The organism is Pseudaeromonas aegiceratis, from assembly GCF_046254905.1.
GTDB classification, from domain to species: domain Bacteria; phylum Pseudomonadota; class Gammaproteobacteria; order Enterobacterales; family Aeromonadaceae; genus Pseudaeromonas; species Pseudaeromonas aegiceratis.
Map to the genome: position 1 here is coordinate 2,777,033 of NZ_CP158016.1, position 13,925 is coordinate 2,790,957.

A 13,925-nucleotide genomic window follows, 5' to 3' on the forward strand; every position below is an offset into this window, starting at 1 on the left:
ATGGCCGCTCGGCGTTAACACAGAGGCAACATTCTTGCAGCAGGATCTCATCGTGCGTTACCTGGGGCGGCGTCCTTATCTGGACACCTGGCAGGCCATGCAGCGTTTCACCAACGAGCGCGACGGCGATACCCCTGACGAGATCTGGCTGCTGGAACACGACCCCGTCTACACCCAGGGCCAGGCCGGCAAGGCCGAACACCTGCTGCACCGCACCCAGATCCCCGTGGTACAGAGCGACCGCGGTGGCCAGATCACCTATCACGGCCCGGGGCAACTCATCGCCTACCTGCTGCTGGATGTCCGCCGGCAGGCCTACGGCGTGCGCCATCTGGTGACCTGCATGGAGCAGGCGGTGATCGCGCTGCTGGCTGAAGACGGCATCCAGGCCGCCGCCAAACCCGACGCCCCCGGTGTCTACGTGGACGGCGCCAAGATTGCCTCCCTGGGGCTGCGCATCCGGCGCGGCTGCTCCTTCCATGGCCTGGCGCTCAACGTCAACATGGACTTGCGCCCCTTCCTGGACATCAACCCCTGTGGCTATGCCGGCCTGGCCATGACCCAATGTGCCGATCTCGGCGGGCCACAGAGTGTGAACGAGGCGGCCCCCAGGCTGCTCAAGGCCCTGAGCCAACAACTGGCCCGGCCCCGTTGGACTGAACTGCACGAGGAAACCCCATGAGCAAACCCACCCGCATGGAGCCCGGCGTCAAGCTGCGCGATGCCGACAAGATGGCCCTGATCCCGGTCAAGTTCATGCCCGATGCCGACGAGCCCGTGCTGCCGAAGCCGGACTGGATGCGCATCCGCCTGCCCGCCAGCAGCGAGAAGATCCAGAACGTCAAGAACATCATGCGCAAGAACAAGCTGCACTCGGTCTGCGAGGAAGCCTCTTGCCCCAACCTGGCGGAGTGCTTCAACCACGGCACCGCCACCTTCATGATTTTGGGCGCCATCTGCACCCGTCGCTGCCCCTTCTGCGACGTGGCCCACGGCCGCCCATTGGCACCGGATGCCGAAGAGCCGGAGAAGCTGGCCAAGACCATCGCCGAGATGGCCTTGAAGTACGTGGTGATCACCTCGGTGGACCGGGACGATCTGCGGGACGGCGGTGCCCAGCACTTTGCCGACTGCATCAGCGCCATCCGGCGCGAATCCCCCAACACCCGCATCGAGACCCTGACCCCTGATTTTCGCGGTCGCATGGACACGGCGCTGGAGATCCTCAAGGACAATCCGCCGGATGTGTTCAACCACAACCTGGAAACCGCCCCGCGGCTCTACCGCATAGCCCGGCCCGGCGCCGACTACCAGTGGTCGCTGGACTTGCTCAAGCGCATGGGCGAGCTGCATCCCGACATGCCCACCAAGTCCGGCCTGATGATGGGCCTGGGGGAGACCAACGAGGAGATAGTCCAGGTGCTCAAGGATCTGCGGGCCCACGGCGTCACCATGCTGACCCTGGGGCAGTACCTGCAGCCGAGCCGCCACCACCTGCCGGTGAAGCGCTACGTACCGCCCCACGAGTTCGACGAGCTCAAGCAGATCGCCCTGGATCTGGGCTTCACCCACGCCGCCTGCGGCCCCTTCGTCCGCTCCTCCTACCACGCAGATATGCAGGCTCAAGGCAAGGAAGTGAAGTAGGTCTTCGCCGGCTCATTTCCCGCCCAGCGCAAGGCATCGCCTTGCGCTTTTTATTTGTGTTACCAAGGACCTGTGGCAGCCTGTCCCGGGCCTGCCTATGCTCAAATCACTCTCTGGTGCGGGCGTTGCCCATCAAGGTACGGAGCAGACCATGAGCCTGGCCCCGCAAAGTCTACGAAGTCGAAGCCTGCTGTACCTGCTGCTGCTGGTGGCCTTGGCCGCGGCCTTGAGCTACTGGAGCAGCAGCCATCTGCTGCGGCAAAGCGCCCAGCAGTACGAACGCCACAACATAGAGGCGGATCTGGAACGGGCCGTGCTGCTGCTGGAAACCGAACGGCGTAACCTGCTGAGCCATGTGGTGGACTATGCGGTCTGGGACGACACCTGGGAATTTATGGCCTCGGCCGATCCTGGGTACCTGGAGGCCAACTATCAGCCGGCTTACCTGACCAATCTGTCGGTGGACTATGTGCTGTTTCTGGACGCCCAGCAGCACCTGCTGCAGGGCCTCGACTATCAGGGAGAGGAGGCCCCACTCCAGCCCCTGACGGCCACCAACCCGCTGTGGCAACAGGTTCAAGCCCTGCTGGCCCGCTACTTTGACCTCAGCCCCCGGCAAGGCGGCCGGCTCACCGGCTGGGAACAGGATCTCCCCCTGCTGTTTGCCATCCACCCCATACTGGACAGCCAGAGCCAGCAAGTGGCCCGAGGCTGGCTGGTGATGGGCCAGCGTCTGGATCCGACCCGCCAGGAAGCCTTGCAACAGCTGCTCAAGCTGCCCATCCAGTTCACCCCGGTCAACCAAGCCGCCAAGACGCCGGATGGCTGGCTATTCAGTCACCAGGCGCTGACGGACAATTACAACCCTGAGCAGATCGATGTGCGGCTGGAACAACCGCCCCAGCTGTCGGATCAGTTGAGCCTCTGGCAGCAGCTGCTGATCGGCAACTCCATCCTGCTGTCCCTGGTGGCCTGCGGCATGTCCGCCATCCTGTTTGACCGCCTGGTGATGCGGCGCCTGAGCCTGTTCTCGCGCCTGGCCCGCCGACGCATCACCGAGCGCAGCGCCCCCCTGCCCCGCTGGCCGGTGCAGGGCCATGACGAGCTGGATGATCTCGCCATCTCCCTCAACGACCTGGTGAGCCAGATCCACCATGCCCACCGGGATCTGTACGACGAGGCCCGGCGGGATCCCCTGACGGGCCTGGGCAACCGCAAGTACTTCACCGAGGTGTTGCAGCGCTATGCCGGCCTGCTGCTCCGCCACCCCGAACTGCAGGTGGCCCTGCTGATGCTGGATCTCGACGGTTTCAAGCTGATCAACGACAGCCTGGGCCACCATCAGGGCGACGCCCTGCTCATCATAGTGGCCCAACGGCTGCGGGGAGTGGCGCGGACCTCGGACGTGCTGGTGCGCCTGGGGGGCGATGAGTTTGCCTTCCTCTGCCTGCTGCCCGAAGGGGGCGGACGCGCCGAACAGCTGGCCCAGCGCCTGCAACAGCAGATCAGCCTGCCCATCAGCCTGGGCACGGCGCCCCTGCGCATCAGCGGCTCCATCGGTATCGCCTATCAGCAGAGCGAGCTGCATGCCGAGGAGCTGATCCGCAATGCGGATCTCGCCATGTACCAGGCCAAGCGGCAGCGCAAGGGCAGCTGCCACACCTTCGATCCCAGCCTGCACCAGGCCATCAGCCATCGCCTGCGCATCGAGCAGGCCTTGCGCCTGGCCTTGAAGGAGGAGGAGCTGGAGGTCTGGTACCAGCCGATCCTGGATGCCCGCAGCGGGGAAACCCTGATGGTGGAGGCCCTGGCGCGCTGGCCCCGGGCCGAAGGGTATTGTCCGCCGACGGAGTTTATCCCCATCGCCGAGGAAGCCGGCCTGATTGGTGAGCTGGGCATGTGGATCGCCGGACAAGCCATCGCCGCCCTGCCCGCCCTGCGCCGCCAGCGGCCCAACCTGGCCCTCAACATCAACCTGTCGGTGCTGCAACTGCTGCAGGAGGATCTGGTGACGGTGTTGAGCCACCAGTGTGACGCCGCCGGCCTGCCCCGGGAGGCCATCCACATGGAGCTGACCGAGAGCCTGTTTGCCAATGATCACATCAAGGTCAAGCGGCAGCTGGAGCGCCTGGTGGCCGCTGGCTTCGCCATTCACCTGGACGACTTCGGCACCGGCTACTCCTCCTTGCAGCGGCTGCAGGAGATGCCGGTCACCACCTTGAAGATGGATCGCTGCTTTCTGGCGCGGCTGGAGCAGGGGGATGAGCGCATCGTCCGCGCCATTCTCTCCCTGGGCCAGACCCTCAACATGGCGGTGATCGTTGAGGGGGTGGAGACCCAGGCCCAACGCCATCGGTTGCTGGAACTGGGGGCGCACCTGATGCAGGGCTATCTCTTCTCGCCCCCCCTGCCGCTACCCCGTCTGCAAGCCTGGCTGACCAGCGCCTTTCGTATCTCAGATGAGTCCGACATTTAACGGTGACACTTGGCCCGCCGCCGAGGCATGTTACACTAGACCTCCGTCAGTCACCCAAGCGTAGCCGCCCTTGTTCAAGTGTCCCCCCCGTCTGCTGTCCTGTCTGCTCAGCCGTCCGTTACGCTGGGGCCTGGGGAGCCTATTGCTGGCCCTGGTCACATTGCTGGCCTTTTCCTACTACCAGGTGGGGCTCAGCCATCGCTACACCTATGACGACGTGACGCAGATCCCCTACAACAAGGTGGCCCTGATCCTGGGGACGGCCCGTTATCTGGCCCCCGGCAAACCCAATCCCTATTTCGCCAATCGGATCCACGCTGCCGGCGAACTCTATCGCCAGGGCAAGGTGACCTATTTTCTGGTATCGGGTGACAACGCCACCCTGCGCTACAACGAGCCCAGGGAGATGCGCCGGGCCCTGCTCAAGGAGGGGATCCCCGCCCGCTTCATCTATAGCGACTATGCCGGCTTTCGCACCCTGGATTCGGTGGTGCGGGCGGCCGAGGTATTCGGTCAGCAGCGCTTCACCGTGGTCTCCCAGCCATTTCACAACGAGCGGGCCATCTACCTGGCCCGCCACCACGGGCTGGAGGTCATCGGTTACAACGCCAAGGACGTGGCTACCATGCTGGATCTGCGCACCCGTCTGCGGGAGGTGCTGGCCCGCTTCAAGTGCCTGTTGGACGTGTATGTGCTGGAGAAGGAACCCAAGTTCCTGGGTGAAGCCATCACCATAGGCGAGCCGGTCAGTGCCGGCTCGCCTACCCTGGCGCTACCCGGGATGGCGCAGGCCGAGGCGCCTCAAGAGGCGGACTGACAGCGCTCCGCCGCCTCGCTGGGGTTGAGCCGCCGTATGCTCTGGTAGAACTGCTCGCAGACTGCCGCCGAGCCGCTGGGCCAGCGTTGCTGGCACTGCTGCAGCTCACCGGCCGGATCCATGGCCGGATTGTCCCCCATGCCCGCCTGCCAGCAGGCGGCCACCAGATCCTGCCCCATCACCTGGATGCCGATCTTGTCGGCCTTGACGCTGTCACCCCCGTACTCGTCCGGATCGGCGGCATACCAGATCTGGCTGGGATGATTGGCCCCCAGTACCGCCACGCTGCGCCCCCCCACATCCAAGGCCCCCAGATCCAGGGTGGCGAAAGCCTTGCCCGTGGCAGCACCGGCATACTGGAATTGCTGTCCATAGGCCTGGGCCAGCCACTGACGCACCGGCTGGCCAAAGGCCACCATGGGATAGCTCTGGGCAGACTGTTTGGTCTGGCTCCACTGGTGGATCATGCCCTTCACATAGGGGGTGAAGGCGGTGTAGGTGGGGGAGAGTTTGCTGCCGGCGTTGGCCGGCGCGGCCACCGGGGCCAGATCGACTATGGTCTGGTAGGCCGAGGTCTGTTCCGGCGGCACCCCGTTAAGGGTCAGCAGGGCTGCCCAGCGATCCGTAGTCTTGGACTTGAGGTAATCCTGGGCCTGCATCAGTGAATCATCGGGCGGGAAGTGCAACAGCTCCACCGAGCGATGGTTTTCCAGCGCCATGCCATGGGGCAGGAAGAAGCGCCAGTTGTAGGCCCACAGGTGCTGGTCGTTGAGTTGATGCGCTGCCGCCAGACCGGCCTGCCCCTCCTCCAGGAAGGCCATCACCCGGGCACCGTAGTCCGCCGGCACCGCATCGGGGAACCGCACCTTCACCAGGCCATCCTCCAGACGAACCTGCACCTGGCCGGCATAGCCATCCCGTTGCAGGCTCTGATCCAGATAGTGGGCCACCGTCTGCTCCAGGCTCATGGCCTCGAAGCAGATCTCGTTGCAGTTGTTGGGATAGGAATAGAGCTGGCTGACGCCGGGAATGGGACCCAACACCAGCTCATTGGAGGAAGACCAGATACAGCCCGATGAGAACAGGCCCACCAGGCAGAGGATTCCCTTCATCTTGTTCATCAAACATTGACTCCCTGTCACCATGATGCGGGAAACAAACGAATCCCCACTACACCACAAGTTGCGCCTCACTCCAAGCAACTTGATCCCGTCCTGCACGCTTGGCCTGATACAACATGCGATCCGCCTCCTCCAGCAGACTAACATGGCTCTGGCTGGCATCAGGAATCCAGGTGGCACCACCTATGCTCACGGTCACCGACACCCTCGGGCCGTCGGGCGAGAGATCCTGCCCCTGGGCCACCAGGTTACGCAGGGTCTCCGCCAATTGCCGCGCCCCCTCCACCTCGGTCTGGGGCATCACCAGCACAAACTCCTCACCACCGTAACGCGCCACCAGATCACCGGGGCGATGCAACAACTGGCGCATCTGATCCGCCACCCGCCGCAACACCTCGTCCCCCCGGGCATGGCCAAACCGATCGTTGATCCGCTTGAAGTGGTCTATGTCCACCACCGCCACCGACAGCGGCTGCTGCTGCCGGGCACAACGCAACCACTCCTCCTCCAGCACCGTCTCTCCACGGCGCCGATTGGACAACTGCGTCAGGCTGTCCACGTGGGCCAGCTGCTCCAGCAGGGTCCGCTGCTGGGCCATGCGCAGGGCATTGCGTACCCGGGCACAGGCGATGTTGGGATGGAAGGGCTTGATGATGTAGTCGCAGGCCCCCAGGGCCAAGCCCTGCTCCTCGTCCTCGATGGCATCCAGCCCAGAGATGATGATGACCGGAATGGCCCGGGTCAGGGGGTGCTCCTTGAGCTGTTTGAGCAGCTCGGCCCCACTCATGTCGGGCATCATCATGTCCAGCAGAATGAGATCCGGTTGCTGGGTCTGGGCCAGCTCCATGGCCCGCCCACCGTCACTGGCCATCAGCAGTTCCCCTTCGCTCGCCAGCAGATCCGCCAGCACCTCCCGGTGGACCGCCTCGTCGTCCACGATCAGCAGGCGGGCAGCCTGCCGGGCTGGGATGGCGGTCACCGCCGCCGGTTCGGCAACCAGGGGACAATGACGGCGCAGCACCCCCATCACCTTCTCCAGTTGGCGGGCGAGCAGCTCCAGCTGCACCCCCATCTCGCCATCGAGCAGCTGTCCGCCGCGCAGCCGGCCTTCCAGCTCGGCGCTACGGCTCTGCAGCGCCTCGGCCCCCAGATAGCCCGCCAGGGACTTGAGGTTATGCAGACGCTGCTGCAGGGCCTCACGCTTCTGCTGCTGCGCCAAGAAGCGCAGCTGCTCCGCCAGGCTGGCCTCCTCCTGAACAAAGCGTTCCAACACCCGCCGATAGAGGGGACGACGTTGACCGACCCGCCGCAGGCCCAACTGGGGATCCAGCCCGACACCCCGCAGGGCCGCCAGCACCTCGGCCTGCTCGAACCACGCCAGGCCGACCGCCTCATCGGCGGCCATCGGCACCTCGATGGGGTTTCCGGGTGCGACCGGGGGCAGCCAGCGCTGCAGCAGGGCATTGAGCTGTTCCGGTTCAAACGGCTTGGCCAGGTGATCGTTCATGCCCGCGTCCAGGCAGCTCAGCCTATCCTCCGCCAGGGCATGGGCCGTCATGGCGATGATGGGGGTAGCACAGCCCCGCTGGCGCAACAGCCGGGTGGCGGTGAAGCCATCCATCCCCGGCATCTGCACGTCCATCAACACCAGATCCACCGATTGCTCGGCCAGCAGGGCCAGGGCCTCCTCGCCACCGCAGGCGCTGAGCAAGGTGGCCCCATCACCCTGCAGCAGCTCTTCGACGATCTGACGGTTGATGGCATTATCATCCACCACCAGGATGCGCCGGCCCTGCAATCCCTGCCAGCTGGGTATCGCCGGGGCGTCGCCCCGCACCGCCCGCATGTCACACAAGGCCTCCTGCAACACATCCAGCAGCACGGAGAGGTTCACCGGCTTGAGCAGGAAGTGACGGATGGCCAGGCTTTCGGCCTCTTTGAGCAGGCTCTCCCGCCCGGAGATGGACACCAGCATCACCACCGACAACCAGGCTCCGGGACGGCTGAGCCGGATCTGGCGCAACAGGTCCTGACCCGGGGTGCCCTTGACCTGCTCCGCCAGCAGCAGCAGATCGAAGGCTGGCCGTTCGCCATCCAGCAGCCTGGGCAACACCTCCTCAGGCTCGGCCAGGTGCTCCACCACCAGTCCCAGACGTTGCAACATGGCCTGCATCAGGCGCGGGCCCAAGACCCCATCCTGCACCAGCAGCACCCGTCTGCCCCGCAGCTGGGGCAGCAAGGGCGGTGCCGGCTCGCTGGCCTCGTCGGTGCGAAACGGCAGCTCGAAATAGAAGCAGCTGCCCTGGCCCGGCTGGCTGGAGACGCCGATGTTGCCCCCCATCCTCTCCACCAGGTATTTACAGATGGACAGCCCCAGCCCGGTGCCACCGTGGCGGCGATCCATGCCCTCATTCAACTGGCTGAACGGCAGGAACAGACGGGGCAGCGCCTCCTGACTGATGCCGATGCCCTTGTCCCGCACCTCGAAGCGCAGGGTGATGGCATCCGGCTGACGGAGCAGAGCGTGGACGCTCAGCACCACCTCGCCGCTATCGCTGAACTTGATGGCATTGTTTAGCAGGTTGATCATCACCTGCCCCAGGCGAAAACCGTCACCATACAGGGTGGTGGGCAGGCCGGGCTCCACATCGAACAGCAACTCCAGCTGCTTCTCGTCCGCCCGGGCCGCCATGATGGCGCTGACCCGTTGCAGCACCTCCTGCAATTCGAAGGGGGCGCTGTCCAGCGACATCTCCCCGGCTTCGATCTTGGAGTAATCCAGCAGATCGTTCACCACCCCCAGCAACAGCTCGCCGGAGAGGCGCACCTTATCCAGGTAGTCCCGCTGGGTGCGGGTGAGTATGGTGCGCAGGGCCAGGCGGGTGAGGCCTATGATGGCGTTGAGGGGGGTGCGGATCTCATGGCTCATGCGGGCCAGAAACTGCGACTTGGCCGCATTGGCCTGCCGCGCCTCCTCGGCCGCCAGCTCCAGATGGGAGGTCCAGTAGCCGAAAAACTGATAGGCGATGACAGTGAGCGCCAGCAGCAGCAGCCCCAGGGCACAATAGACCACCAGCACAGACTCGGACATCTGTTGCAGGGCGTAAGACCAGACGGGATCGATGGGCGGCGTGGTGGGAATGATGGCGCTGCGACTTAAGGCGTAAGAGAAGTAGAGGAAGAGATAAACGCCGCCGGCCATGGTGGCCAAACTGATCAGCACCTGCCGGCGCTCCGGGGTCGGCCGCGCAGGGCAAGGATAGTAGGCACTCCGCCAGTCCATGGCCCACCCAGAGCCTAACCAGAGCAAGGGCGCCACCAGCAGCAGGTTTTGCAAGAAGGCCCCCAGCCACCAGCCCTGCCAGATGGCAAAGAACTGGGCCGGTGGCAGGTGGTTGGCATAGACCCAGATAAAGGCGCCGATGGAGCTGAACACGGCGCCCAGGAAGGCGGCTAGGATAAACAGCAACAGGGACTGCACGCTGCGCAGATGATAGGGCACCTGGCTGGCGCGAAACACCATCAGCTGCACAGTGAAACCGATGAGATCCGAGCAGGCGAACGCCAGCGCCCACCAGACCGGCATGCCGGCAAACAGAGCCAGCACCAGGGTCGCCAGATAGGTGGGAATGGCGGCCCACCAGAAGCCGAACCAGAACAACCAGAGGGTGTTGATGATCAAGGGGGGGTAGAGGGTGAGATACAGCTCGGCGCCCCCTAACCGCATGGGCAACCCGGACCAGTTTTGCACCACACAGGCCAGCCCCAGCCCCACACTGGCCAGCAGGCTGACCAGCCAGAGCCCCAGCAGAAGCGCCGGGTGGCGGCCTTTTAACACGTCTGCCAAGGGCAGTGGATGATAGGTCTTCAGCGTTAACGATGAGGGCATTGCAACTGTCCCTAACTTTACAGGCATCCAGCCGGTTTTTGTTTTTATGATTTTTTCTTGACGATAATGCCGTGATTAAGCTGGTTCTACCACAGGCAGATGACAGCAGCTTGGCAAGCCTTGATCTCATCCGCAAAAATCGTAAGGCACGACGTTCCCCCCCGGTGCCGTCATGGCGACGGAACTGAGGGATCTTTAGCAAGAAACTCGCCAGGATGAGAAAGGAATGGGGGGTTAATGGCGCCGCCGGCCGGCACTGGGGGCGGAACGAGCAGCCAGGCCGCGCGGTTTCCGTCGGGCGGCGCGGACAACCCCTGATTGACCCGCACCTGGTCACCAAACCGGGGGAGGCTGCGGGACGGCAGTGCGTTGCCTTACAGGCAAGCCAGCCAGAAGCCCCGTTTGCCGCGCTGCTTGGCCTGGTACATGGCCCGATCCGCCGTTTCCAGTGCCTGTTCAAATCCTGGAGCCTGTTGCCAGCAGCAGCCCCCCAGGCTCATGCCCACCGGCCGGCAATCCCCCACCTCTACGACATACTGGGGACGCTCGGCCAGCAGACGCGCCATCAGCTCTTCGACCTGCGCGGCCGTGAAGCCCGGCACATAGGCGACAAACTCATCCCCACCATAGCGGCCATACAGGGCGCCGGTCGGTAAGCGGCAACAGAGCCACTGCCCCACCTGACTGAGCACACCGTCGCCACAGCGATGGCCGAAGCGGTCGTTGATGGCCTTGAAATCGTCGAGATCGATAAACAGCAGGGCCCCGGGTCCCCCCTGAGCCAAACGCTGGCGGGTCAGGCGGGTGAAGGTATGCCGATTGTACAGGCCGGTGAGGTGATCCAGCTGGGCTTGCTCTTCCAGCAAGGCCTGCTGGGCCATCTGCGCCGTGATGTCGATATGGGAGCCCATGATGCGATAAGGCCGCCCCTGGGCATCCCATTCCACCACGCGCCCCCGGTCCCACAACCAGGTGATCTCGCCCTGGGACCCCAGGGTCCGGTAACGGGCCTCATAGGAGCCATACTGACCGTTCAGATGCCCGAAGTAGCGCTCCAGGGCCAGGGCCTTGTCATCCGGATGCAGCTTGGCCTGCCAGAGATCAAAATGCGCCACCATCTGCCCCTGCTGGAAATTCTGCAGGTTGAACACCGTCAGCTCACCACTTTGCACCAGGCCCTGCCACAGGCAGATGCCAGTGCCATCCAGGGCAGCATTGAGCTTCTCCAGCAGCCGGCGGTTTTCCTGGCGCAGATTGACCAGCTCGGCCCGTACCCGGGCCAGCTCTTGCTCCAGCTGGGCCGTGGGGCTGTCCGCCTCGGGTCTGCCCCATGTCGGCATGCCATTCATCTGTGCCACCTGTTCTGCGGTCGTTCGTTGCGGGGTGGCTATTTTTACAAACTTGACGCTTTTTTCAACTATTGCGTTACAAGTTGAAAGCGTTCCCGCAAAAACGGCGCGTCAGCTCCTGGCCAGCAGGCCTCACCGCCTGGCAGACCACAGATGTGACCCACCTAGTGAGAGGAAAACCAGTCCAACAGATTCTGCGTCCGCATCAGCTGGCCACTCAGCGGCTTTTGGCTGCTGCCCGGGGAGTTGGCAAAGGAGTGGATCTCGCCCTCCCGGGGCGCCCCATCGGTTTCCTTGGGCAACTGCCGGGTCAGTGCCATGGCGTGGCAGAAGTCATCCCCCTGCGCCAGGGACTGCCGTATGGTGTCTATGTTGCGCTCCGCTTGACGACGCAGCTGCGGGCTCGATGACCGATCGGAAAATTGCTGCTGCTGGGCCAGCATCCAGGCCACAAAGTCCTGCTGGCAGGGGGCCTCCTGCTGCTTGGTGGCCAACGCCAGGCCTGGCTGCAGCAGGACACACAGCAGCCATCCCCTGCCGAGCCATGGCCCCAGCGCCGGACGGACGGCAAGCCATGCCGCGCCGCCACAACAGATACGCTCCCCGCTGCCACAAACAGGCAACAACAACAGACGACTCACAGGCGACACCGGCTCGTTGGACTAGATACGCCAGGCAAGCGACCAGCGAGGGCCAAAACTAAAATTCATCAGGCGCAGCCCCATGCCGGCGGGTTGAATTCATGCCGTCCCTGCCCCAGGATAGGTGCCGAGAGGCGCCGGCGGCCACAGTCCGTTCGCCACCCGCATTCCATCGTCCACCAAGAGAGTCCCCCATGCTGCACATCACGGCCATCACCCCAGATCCCCTGCGTTGCCCCCTGTGTGGACAGGCCAATGGTTGCGTCAACCTGGGGACGGCGGATGTCAGCCAATCCTGCTGGTGCAATGACCCCGCCATCCGCTTTCCGGCCGCCCTGCTGGCGCGCATTCCCACGGCCTATCGGGGCAAGGCCTGTGTCTGCAAGTCCTGCGCCTCGCAGTTCCAGGCACAGATGAATGCCGAGCAGGCGCCATAGCCCAGCGGCCTGCCGCAAGTACACCAGCGGCAATCGGCTGGGCCAACTGTGATGCGACCATGCACCAGATGAAATCCAATCGAGGAGAATCGCCGCCCGCCACAGTTGACGTCGGCAAGGGATAGAAACGTGACGGCCGGCACCAGGACGGCACAAGTTCAGCGACAAGGATGAAACCGCTCACCATGAGAGAAAAAGACAAGATCCCCACCCAGATCTTCCGCCTGATGGTGGGGATATTCGGCCTCTGGCTTGCCTACCACACCTGGGACTTGGACTATGTTGCCCCCGGTCGCTACCGTCTGTTGTTAGGCCTGTTGCTGGGCTATGCCCTGGGCGGGGATCGCCTGGCATGGTGGTTGTGGAGAGCCCTTGGACGGCGGATACCGGATGAAGAAGAGTCTTCGGCCGCCCCCCAGGATACCCCGTCAGCTCAGCGTCCAGCCGCAAAACAGGCAAACGCCCATGGCTACCAATATCTCTCTAACCGGTTCGTTCTCGGCGTGGTGCTCGTCGGCCTGTTGTTCCTCTACCTCAGGATCCATCAGATCCAGGGTGGCTAACCCAGGTGATTCAACGCTGGCTCAGCGCTTCATCTGAGCCGACTGCAGATAGCGGTGGATAAAGCGGGTGTCCATGCCCTTGATGCGCAGCTTCAACTCCAGCTGGCGCAGTTTTCGCAGCAGGTCGGTGGCTTCCTCGTCCGGCCCGTGGCAGCGGGCCAGCAGATCGCACAGGGCCAGGGCCTCCTGACGCTGTTCCAGCTCCGGCGGCAGATAACCGGCATTTTTTAACAAGCGATAGCCCAGGCGCAGGGCCTCGGGCACCCGGCTATCGTCCTCCAGCTGCAGGGGCTGTCCCTGCCCCGGCAGCCGGTCCAGCTGGCCCTGCTCCAGGGCGGCCTGGATCTGCCGCTCGGCCATCTGATCGATCAACTGACTCATGCAGGTCTCCTCTTGCGCGGTGTGGCGCACCAGCCTCGAGCTTACCCCTGGCCCCCTCCAGCGCCAAGCGCCGGCGGCACGTGCGACCTGTACCCGCCCGCCACATGCTGCTACCCTGCGTCCATGCTACCTATCTCCCACAGTGTCCAGCTGCCTGACAGCGACATCCAACTGACCGCCATCCGCGCCCAAGGGGCCGGCGGGCAGAACGTCAACAAGGTGGCCAGTGCCATCCACCTGCGCTTCGACATCCGCGCCTCCTCCCTGCCGGACTTTTACAAGGAGCGGCTGCTGGCCCTGTCGGATCAGCGCATCAGCAGCGATGGCATCATCATCATCAAGGCCCAGACCCATCGCCTGCAGGAGCAGAACCGGCTGGAGGCCCTCACCCGCCTGCAGTCCCTCATTCAGAGCGTGGCCAAGGTGCAGAAGGCCCGCCGGGCCACCCGGCCGACCCGCGCCTCCCAGCAGCGGCGCCTGGCCAGCAAGACCCGCCGTGGCGAAACCAAGGCCTTGCGGGGTAAGGTGGAGCGGGGTTAACCGGGGCGGCGGGCAAAGAAAAAGCGGTTCAAAAATTAACCGTTTACACCTGGTGGCAAGTATGACA

General features: G+C 64.2%; 11 protein-coding genes and 1 pseudogene. 7 read left to right on the top strand and 5 right to left on the bottom strand.

Annotated features, from left to right (window positions below):
* Positions 1 to 34 precede the first annotated feature (34 nt).
* The 4 genes and pseudogenes from lipB to ABHF91_RS13125 form a co-directional block, all read left to right on the top strand.
* On the top strand, positions 35 to 682 hold the full coding sequence (gene lipB / locus ABHF91_RS13110) for a lipoyl(octanoyl) transferase LipB (protein ID WP_409420709.1): 648 nt from the start codon (positions 35 to 37) through the stop codon (positions 680 to 682).
* Positions 679 to 1,644: a lipoyl synthase gene (gene lipA / locus ABHF91_RS13115; protein ID WP_409420710.1), complete on the top strand. Its 966-nt coding sequence runs from the start codon at positions 679 to 681 to the stop codon at positions 1,642 to 1,644. The genes lipB and lipA overlap by 4 nt, the downstream gene beginning before the upstream one ends.
* 151 nt (positions 1,645 to 1,795) lie before the next feature.
* Positions 1,796 to 4,120: a putative bifunctional diguanylate cyclase/phosphodiesterase gene (locus tag ABHF91_RS13120; protein WP_409420711.1), complete on the top strand. Its 2,325-nt coding sequence runs from the start codon at positions 1,796 to 1,798 to the stop codon at positions 4,118 to 4,120.
* Between the two features lie 91 nt (positions 4,121 to 4,211).
* Positions 4,212 to 4,931 (top strand): annotated as a pseudogene (locus tag ABHF91_RS13125) (vancomycin high temperature exclusion protein); the annotation flags it as partial.
* Here ABHF91_RS13125 and ABHF91_RS13130 read toward each other — a convergent pair.
* The 4 genes from ABHF91_RS13130 to ABHF91_RS13145 form a co-directional block, all read right to left on the bottom strand.
* A complete protein-coding gene (locus ABHF91_RS13130) occupies positions 4,922 to 6,058 on the bottom strand; it encodes a hypothetical protein (protein WP_409420712.1) in 1,137 nt (378 codons plus the stop codon). The pseudogene ABHF91_RS13125 and the gene ABHF91_RS13130 sit on opposite strands and share 10 nt — an antisense overlap.
* Before the next feature lie 49 nt (positions 6,059 to 6,107).
* Positions 6,108 to 9,947 carry a response regulator gene (locus ABHF91_RS13135; protein ID WP_409420713.1) on the bottom strand — a complete coding sequence of 1,280 codons (3,840 nt, stop codon included), beginning with the start codon at positions 9,945 to 9,947 and terminating at the stop codon, positions 6,108 to 6,110.
* A 374-nt stretch (positions 9,948 to 10,321) separates the two neighbouring features.
* A complete protein-coding gene (locus ABHF91_RS13140; RefSeq protein WP_409420714.1) occupies positions 10,322 to 11,287 on the bottom strand; it encodes a GGDEF domain-containing protein in 966 nt (321 codons plus the stop codon).
* Positions 11,288 to 11,460: 173 nt separating this feature from the next.
* Entirely contained in the window at positions 11,461 to 11,937 is a 477-nt protein-coding gene (locus ABHF91_RS13145) for a hypothetical protein (RefSeq protein ID WP_409420715.1), read from the bottom strand.
* 194 nt (positions 11,938 to 12,131) lie between these two features.
* Here ABHF91_RS13145 and ABHF91_RS13150 point away from each other — a divergent pair, with 194 nt between their 5' ends.
* Together ABHF91_RS13150 and ABHF91_RS13155 are read left to right on the top strand one after the other, a co-directional pair.
* A complete protein-coding gene (locus ABHF91_RS13150) occupies positions 12,132 to 12,374 on the top strand; it encodes a cysteine-rich CWC family protein (RefSeq protein WP_409420716.1) in 243 nt (80 codons plus the stop codon).
* A 185-nt stretch (positions 12,375 to 12,559) separates the two neighbouring features.
* Positions 12,560 to 12,937, top strand: coding sequence for a hypothetical protein (locus ABHF91_RS13155; RefSeq protein ID WP_409420717.1), 378 nt, complete (start codon positions 12,560 to 12,562; stop codon positions 12,935 to 12,937).
* 21 nt (positions 12,938 to 12,958) lie between these two features.
* On the opposite strand, the gene ABHF91_RS13160 is transcribed toward ABHF91_RS13155, so the two are convergent.
* Positions 12,959 to 13,318, bottom strand: a complete 360-nt coding sequence (locus tag ABHF91_RS13160) for a DnaJ family domain-containing protein (RefSeq protein WP_409420718.1) — start codon at positions 13,316 to 13,318, stop codon at positions 12,959 to 12,961.
* Positions 13,319 to 13,441: 123 nt separating this feature from the next.
* On the opposite strand from ABHF91_RS13160, the gene arfB reads away from it, so the two are divergent.
* Positions 13,442 to 13,858: an alternative ribosome rescue aminoacyl-tRNA hydrolase ArfB gene (gene arfB / locus ABHF91_RS13165; protein WP_409420719.1), complete on the top strand. Its 417-nt coding sequence runs from the start codon at positions 13,442 to 13,444 to the stop codon at positions 13,856 to 13,858.
* Positions 13,859 to 13,925 lie beyond the last annotated feature (67 nt).

What these genes read in the sequence shown, in the direction of transcription:
- ABHF91_RS13130 (WP_409420712.1), bottom strand. Translation starts at nt 6,058, where the DNA reads ATGAACAAGATGAAGGGAATCCTCTGCCTGGTGGGCCTGTTCTCATCG.
- ABHF91_RS13120 (WP_409420711.1), top strand. Translation starts at nt 1,796, where the DNA reads ATGAGCCTGGCCCCGCAAAGTCTACGAAGTCGAAGCCTGCTGTACCTG.
- ABHF91_RS13140 (WP_409420714.1), bottom strand. Translation starts at nt 11,287, where the DNA reads ATGCCGACATGGGGCAGACCCGAGGCGGACAGCCCCACGGCCCAGCTG.
- arfB (WP_409420719.1), top strand. Translation starts at nt 13,442, where the DNA reads ATGCTACCTATCTCCCACAGTGTCCAGCTGCCTGACAGCGACATCCAA.
- ABHF91_RS13155 (WP_409420717.1), top strand. Translation starts at nt 12,560, where the DNA reads ATGAGAGAAAAAGACAAGATCCCCACCCAGATCTTCCGCCTGATGGTG.
- ABHF91_RS13160 (WP_409420718.1), bottom strand. Translation starts at nt 13,318, where the DNA reads ATGAGTCAGTTGATCGATCAGATGGCCGAGCGGCAGATCCAGGCCGCC.
- lipA (WP_409420710.1), top strand. Translation starts at nt 679, where the DNA reads ATGAGCAAACCCACCCGCATGGAGCCCGGCGTCAAGCTGCGCGATGCC.
- ABHF91_RS13135 (WP_409420713.1), bottom strand. Translation starts at nt 9,947, where the DNA reads ATGCCCTCATCGTTAACGCTGAAGACCTATCATCCACTGCCCTTGGCA.
- ABHF91_RS13150 (WP_409420716.1), top strand. Translation starts at nt 12,132, where the DNA reads ATGCTGCACATCACGGCCATCACCCCAGATCCCCTGCGTTGCCCCCTG.